Here is a 6829-nt window from a genome sequence, read left to right as displayed (position 1 = left end):
GAAGGTTCCGCCTTTAAGTCACTGTAGGTGTAATACCGTAGCTGTGATGTCTGCACGGCTTGATAGGTTCTGAGTGCTTGGTGCGCCTTAGCATCTAAGTAGCCATCCAGACGCTCGAATTTATAGTATTGATATTCGCTCACGATGGCCTTGCTATGCGTTAATGGTGAATTGAAAAGTTTGTTTTAACAAAGGCTGTACCTTAACAACTCTGCCGATCGGTTCAGCGTCTTTGTAACGCCTTGGCTCAATGATCAAAAATCCCCAAAACTGTAAAAATCGCTCAATAAATCTTGATTCGATGAGCATGCTTAAACTTCTTTCTGGCGAGAAGTAATCATCCGTAGGGAATGCCAGCAATAAATCGGGGAAAGCCGTCATCACCTCTTCAACCAGCTGATCCACACTATTTGGGCTCTGAATGCGCCACAGCATAAACAGCCAAAAGGGTCGCAAGTCGATATCGTATTCAAAACGGTCCAAATACCCCCAGTTATATTTGCTGATGGCGGCCTCTAACATAGGTTTAAAAAATGCCTGTATTCCTAAGGCTTAATAATGCTTTTGCACTGACTTTTTAACATGATAACGGCCGCTGCGCAGGTAAATAATTCCGCTAATGTCAGCCAGTACTCGGGTGTAGTGCAAGGCATTAAATTTATCTTCGTTACTGCCCGCAAACTCGCTGATGCTAATATTTATTGGAAACTGAGCAACGGCAAGCTCAGGCAATAATTCACTGGCCTGTTTAACCAACTTAGTCGTTAAGTTGCCTTTACTTGTGGCTTTGAATGAGCCTTCTTGTGCCATGGCCTCATCAATAATTAGCGCTAGATAACGCATCACAGGACTGGCTGAAAGAGAGTCTGGTGTGCTGATTTTCACCCACTGTAATTGCTCAAACAGCGCATAAAGCCAATTGGCCATTTGCGTTGGTGTTACGCCACAAAATCGGGATGAGGTTGATTATTGCGATCCTGAACTTTGTGTTGTAAAGCGGCGTTGAGTTCATCAAGGCTCAAATTTGGGTTCATTGCCAACATGGCCTCAGCATCATCGAACACTTGGGCATGCTGCCTGGATACGCTGCTCATACAACAACGTTTAAATTTTTTACCGCTGCCACAATGGCAAGGATCGTTACGACCGAGTTTCATTACTGTATCTTTTTATTGTTGTAGATACCTACTGACAACACCTCAAAACTTTGCACTCACGACAACACCATTGAAATTAAGGCAATCTTTGATTCTTTGCTGCTGAACCGCGCTAAGCGTGTCGACATCATGGAAGGCAAACGCAGAGTGCTCATGGCTTAAGCGAATCAGCGCATCGGCAGATGCAAACTCACAACGAAAGATAAAAGCTTGGGATTGATAGACGCTGTGATAATACACGCCGCTAAGATAGTGAATGCTCACCTCTAATCCCAATTCCTCTTGGCATTCGCGCAGCAGCGCTTCGTGAATGGTCTCTCCTGGTTCTAAGGCGCCGCCGGGTAAACCCCAAGCAAAATTGCCATAGTTCGCTTTGAGCAGCAGCACTTGCCCTAATTCATTGGTGATAACTGCATGACTACTGAGCCGAAACCTATCTTCAAATGCCATCTACCCATCCTACGTTGGCGCGATTACCAGCTCGCTATTTGCTATTAAAAGCATTACAGCTGGCAGGTTTGCCGGAGGCAAAGCCGATATTAAACCATTTCACTCTGTCAGCCGAGCTACCATGGGTAAAGGCTTCGGGTTGCACGGCGCGACCCGCCATTTTTTGCAGGCGATCATCACCCACAGCACTAGCGGCGGCAATGCCTTCTTCTACATCGCCAGGCTCAAGCAAATTGAGCTGTCTATCGACATAATGCCCCCACACGCCAGCGTAACAGTCGGCTTGCAATTCGAGGGCAACACTCAGTTGATTGGCCTGCGCCTTGCCAGCAGCTTGCTGGGCCTGACGCACTTTAGTGCTGGTGCCGAGTAGGTTTTGTACATGGTGACCGACCTCGTGGGCGATAACATAGGCGAAGGCGAAATCCCCCGGTGCTCCGAGTTTTTTCAACTCCTCGAGAAAACTCAAATCGATATAGACTTTGCTATCAGCAGGACAATAAAAAGGCCCCGATTGCGCCTGCCCCAAACCGCATCCGGTTGAGGTCATATTGCGATAAAGCACTAGCTTAGGTTCGACATATCGCCCTTGTAGCAATTGATTCCAAACGGTTTCCGTCGTGCCGAGAATCGCCGCCACAAACTGGGCATTTTCATCTTGAGCCGCTGCATTGCTGGCCGATTGTGACTGACTAAATCCCGCTTGATTACTCGGCTCGAGGGATAATCCGCCAGTAAAGTATTGAAACGCAAAATATAACCCGCCTAGTAGCAATATCACTCGGCCGATTTTAGTTTGCAGCAGAAAAGGCAATAACCTAAGCAGGAGCGCACTGGGCACACCCGCGGAGGCCATCTGTTGGTCCCGTCTGTCTTCGATATTGGAGCTGCGATCACTGTCACGCCAACGCATTGGATTTCCTCGGCTATGGGTATGCAATAGACATTTCAGTTTAGCCGTTATTTGGGATCATTCTGCTCAGTAGGCGCCGCTTTTAACGAGCGCAAAAACAGCCCGAGCCCACCAAAGGCTAACACTAAAATCACGATCAAATCGAAGGCCGACATGGCTTTAAAGTGAAACTGAATCGAGCTTATCACGCCAACAATTAAGGCGACTAACGCGCCTAAGGTAAGCAGCCAACCGAGCTTAGTCTTGCCATCAAAAAACACCATCACTATCCCGAGGATAAACGGCAGCATTACCATACCTGTGGTGATCGATAATCCCTGTCCAAAGGCATTCATGCGGTAGAGGCCGTAACCTAGCCCAAAACTGGAACTTACCTGTATCGCATTGAATAATAGATAGAATCCTGCACACATCATGGCAAGTCCAATAAAAAACTGGCCAGTGCCGCCCTGTGTTCCTCCCGCTCCCTTCATACCAATCCTTTTATTGACGTTGTTTAATCGCCCGATCCACAGCTTCTTTAAGCTGTTGTTCCTCTTCGGCTTTTTTGGCCTTTTCATAGGCAGCTAACTGCTTATCCGCCTCCGCCACGCAGCGCTGCTTATCTAGCATGGGCTCATAGGGGTCGACATCCGTCCTTGCGGAGCAGGCCAACTCAGCGCAGCCAGAAGTCAACAATAATGTCGACAAGACTAACATAATCAATGGGGTTTTCATCTTCGGCACCTCAACAAATGCTACAAAATAACTACACTTAGCCAAACTAACATTGCCAAGCTTTACTTGAGCTGTATCGATTATGTGCTCAACGATATTGACACAGATCCACGAAAGGCAAACACTGGATGATGATTTTTTATCCAGCCACGATCGATGCTCCATCGATTCATTACGGCATTAATGAAGACAAGGACTGCGCTTGAATACTCTACTCTTAGGTAAAGGTGAGCAACAGGTTCACTTAAATCTTAAATATGCCAACCGCCACGGACTTATCGCTGGCGCCACAGGCACAGGCAAAACCGTTTCGCTGATGACCCTAGCCGAAGGTTTCTCGCGCCAAGGGGTGTCAGTATTTATCACCGATATCAAAGGCGATATTTCAGGACTCGGGGTTGCAGGTACTCCAAACGATAAGCTACTAAAAAGGGCCGCTGAAATCGGGGTTGAGGGTTATCAAACCGAGGCTAATCCCGTCGTGTTCTGGGACTTAGCAGGGATTCAAGGACATGCGCTGCGCACCACTGTTAGTGAAATGGGTCCCACCTTGCTTGGTCGCATACTTGGGCTCAACGACACCCAAAGCGGTATTTTAGACATCGTTTTTCAACTAGCTGATGACCAAGGTTTATTGTTACTTGACCTTGACGATCTGCGCGCGATGCTGAACTTAGTAGCCAATGAGCGTAAGGAAGTCTCCGCCAAATATGGGCTGATTAGTGCCCAATCCCTCGCAGCGATTCAACGCTCAGTGCTTGGTTTAGAACGCGATGGCAGCAAAGACTTTCTTGCCGAGCCAGCATTGCAACTCGAAGACTTAATGCGCACTAACTTGCAAGGCCGCGGCATTATCAACCTGTTAGCCGCCAATAAACTCATCTTGACCCCAAACCTCTATTCTAGCTTTCTACTTTGGTTATTGTCAGAACTGTTTGAAAATCTTCCCGAAGTTGGCGATCTCGATAAGCCAAAATTAGTCTTCTTTATTGATGAAGCGCATCTATTATTTGAGGGCTGCCCTGCAGGTTTGCTCAAACGCATAGAGCAAATTATGCGGCTTATCCGCTCCAAGGGCGTCGGCGTGTATTTTTGCTCGCAATTTCCGGACGACATTCCCAACGAGATCTTAGGTCAGCTCGGCAATCGCATCCAACATGCCCTCAGGGCTTACACGCCAAGGGATCAAAAAGCCGTTAAAACCGCGGCAGAGACATTTGTGCCCAATCCTAAATTGGTGGTCAGCGAAGTAATTTCACAACTCGCCGTGGGCGAAGCTTTAGTCTCGACACTCGCCGAGAAAGGCGTGCCGACTATGGTGGAGCGCACCTTAATAGCACCACCACGCTGCCGCATGGGGCCCGCAAGCCCAGAAGAATTAGTCGCAATCCGCGCCCAGAGTCCAATAGGCGGTAAATACGATACCTTAATCAATCGCGAATCTGCCTATGAGCGACTGAATCAACGACATACCGACGAAACGAATGGCGCCAATACTGCACAAACAACACATTCGCCAGCCACGAATGAGGCTGAGCAAGGATGGTTGAGTGAACTGATTTTTGGTAATAAACGCCGCCAAGGTTTAGCCGAAACCTTGTCCAAACAAGCGGCAAGAACTGTTGGTAATCAACTCGGGAAACAAATTTTACGCGGATTACTCGGCGGCATACTCGGAAAATCGACCCGTAGGTAAATTGATGAAATTTGTAAATACCGTGTTCTGATTCGCATATTTTATATACAGATTCGCACTAGCATTAGCGTGAATTATTCTAAGCAGCGAGTGGATCTTCCTTAGGATTTAGGTGATAAGATTATTTTGCGAGTACAGCTCAGAGAGGCAAACAAATTCAAATAAATTACCTATCGTTTTAAATAGTTGTGATTTAAAAATGGTGTAATTCGAGTTTAAACGTTTCGCTTTAATCAGGACATCATGGAACGGGTTTTACGCAAATGGCTTACATGATTAGCCTGATGAACAACCACTGAAAGTACATGGAGTTAACTATGAGTAAAGAGCAAAAAAATCGCAAAGAGGCCAAGAAAAAGCCGTTAATGTCGATGAAGGAAAAACGCGCTGCAAAGCACGCCAAAAATGCGACTAAGGGTCTCCTCGATAACGTTAAGTAATATTGTGACACTTTAGGGTGCACTCCAATATCTTGATTAAGGGTTAACTGCGGTTAGCCCTTTTTATTGAGTTATTTTTATTTGCACCTGCCTACTGACGATTTATGCCGTAAAAAATTAACCAACTGATTTTTAAGTGCATACCGGCTATAGCGCCTTATATTTAGAAAGTCACCTAGACTAAAGCAACATCTACAATGCTTGAGGTTTTTGCTATGGTTTTCTTCACCCAAATCTACACATCCTGAACGCAACACACTCGCCGATATGTTCCTAGATACAGATGTAATCTACGCATTATCGACTTATGGTTACCCCGATTAACTCGACACATTAGCCGTAAAAACTCACCGTCTAGCTTGTATCGAAAGGCGTGTTAAAGCTTGTATTTTGAACAGATTTGGGTATATAAGGTCTGTGACTTGAATAACTTATCAACGATACCGATTTAATTAACCCTATATAACACAATAATAAATAAGGATATTTTAGCATGAAAATCAATAAACGTTTTATCGCCGTGGGCGCCGCTCTCACCCTCTCACTCAGTGCAGCCACTATGGCGGCCGCGCCAGCCTTTATCAATATTTTGACCGGTGGCACCAGTGGTGTGTATTACCCCATTGGTGTGGCACTTTCGCAGCTTTACGGCTCGGGCATTGAAGGCGCAAAGACCTCTGTGCAAGCCACAAAAGCCTCGGTTGAAAACCTTAACTTACTCCAAGCGGGTCGAGGTGAATTAGCATTAGCCTTAGGTGATTCGGTGGCTGCAGCCTACCAAGGAGATTCCGAGGCTGGCTTTAAAAAACCGTTAGATAAGGTTCGTGTACTCGCGGCGGCTTATCCTAACTATATTCAAATTGTCGCGAGTAAAGAATCAGGTATCAAAACCTTAGCCGATTTAAAAGGTAAGCGTATTTCTGTCGGTGCGCCTAAATCGGGTACAGAACTCAATGCTCGCGCCATCTTCAAAGCGGCAGGTTTACGTTATGAGGATATGGGCAAGGTAGAGTTTTTACCTTACGCCGAATCCGTTGAGCTGATTAAAAACCGTCAGTTAGACGCAACCTTACAATCCTCAGGCTTGGGTATGGCTGCAATTCGCGATTTGGCGACAACTATGCCAATCAACTTTGTTGAAGTCCCCGAAGATGTCATCCTCAAAATCAATAACCCCGCCTATCAACATGGGGTGATCCCTGCGGCGACATACGAAGGCCAAACTGACGATGTATCAACAGTTGCCATTCAAAACCTATTTGTTACTCAAACAGGCGTGTCAGACGATTTAGCCTATCAGATGACTAAACTGATGTTTGAGCATTTAGATCGTCTCGGTAACGCGCACTCTGCGGCGAAAGCCATTCAATTAGACAAAGCGACCAAAAACCTGCCTGCACCACTGCACCCAGGTGCGGAGCGTTATTTCAAAGAAGTTGGCGCACTCTAAGGGGGT

The 6829-nt window shown here is 46.4% G+C and carries 7 protein-coding genes and 1 pseudogene; 3 read left to right on the top strand and 5 right to left on the bottom strand.

All coding sequences use genetic code 11. From position 1 onward, the window contains the following. Positions 1–153: 153 nt before the first annotated feature. The 5 genes and pseudogenes from H9J30_RS09665 to H9J30_RS09645 all read right to left on the bottom strand — a co-directional run bounded on the left by H9J30_RS09665 (position 154) and on the right by H9J30_RS09645 (position 3237). A pseudogene (locus tag H9J30_RS09665) lies at positions 154–1157 on the bottom strand (YecA family protein). Positions 1158–1199: 42 nt separating this feature from the next. Next, entirely contained in the window at positions 1200–1607 is a 408-nt protein-coding gene (locus H9J30_RS09660; RefSeq protein WP_240130832.1) for an NUDIX hydrolase, read from the bottom strand. Between the two features lie 34 nt (positions 1608–1641). Further along, entirely contained in the window at positions 1642–2520 is an 879-nt protein-coding gene (gene ypfJ / locus H9J30_RS09655) for a KPN_02809 family neutral zinc metallopeptidase (protein ID WP_240130831.1), read from the bottom strand. 47 nt (positions 2521–2567) lie between these two features. Then, positions 2568–2993 (bottom strand): hypothetical protein, encoded by a 426-nt coding sequence (locus H9J30_RS09650; RefSeq protein WP_240130830.1) that lies wholly within the window; start codon positions 2991–2993, stop codon positions 2568–2570. 10 nt (positions 2994–3003) lie between these two features. Beyond that, positions 3004–3237, bottom strand: a complete 234-nt coding sequence (locus tag H9J30_RS09645; protein ID WP_011070813.1) for a hypothetical protein — start codon at positions 3235–3237, stop codon at positions 3004–3006. A 202-nt stretch (positions 3238–3439) separates the two neighbouring features. Here H9J30_RS09645 and H9J30_RS09640 point away from each other — a divergent pair, with 202 nt between their 5' ends. The 3 genes from H9J30_RS09640 to H9J30_RS09635 all read left to right on the top strand — a co-directional run bounded on the left by H9J30_RS09640 (position 3440) and on the right by H9J30_RS09635 (position 6823). Further along, the gene (locus H9J30_RS09640) at positions 3440–4933 is read left to right on the top strand and encodes a helicase HerA-like domain-containing protein (RefSeq protein WP_240130829.1); all 1494 of its coding nucleotides are present in this window, start codon (positions 3440–3442) and stop codon (positions 4931–4933) included. Positions 4934–5250: 317 nt separating this feature from the next. Beyond that, positions 5251–5373 carry a hypothetical protein gene (locus H9J30_RS21610; protein ID WP_011070811.1) on the top strand — a complete coding sequence of 41 codons (123 nt, stop codon included), beginning with the start codon at positions 5251–5253 and terminating at the stop codon, positions 5371–5373. A 493-nt stretch (positions 5374–5866) separates the two neighbouring features. Next, entirely contained in the window at positions 5867–6823 is a 957-nt protein-coding gene (locus H9J30_RS09635) for a TAXI family TRAP transporter solute-binding subunit (protein WP_240130828.1), read from the top strand. Positions 6824–6829 lie beyond the last annotated feature (6 nt).

The organism is Shewanella cutis (assembly GCF_022410515.1).
GTDB lineage: Bacteria > Pseudomonadota > Gammaproteobacteria > Enterobacterales > Shewanellaceae > Shewanella > Shewanella cutis.
The sequence above is the reverse complement of the archived record's forward strand: the minus strand, read 5'-3'. Positions and strand labels throughout refer to the sequence as shown.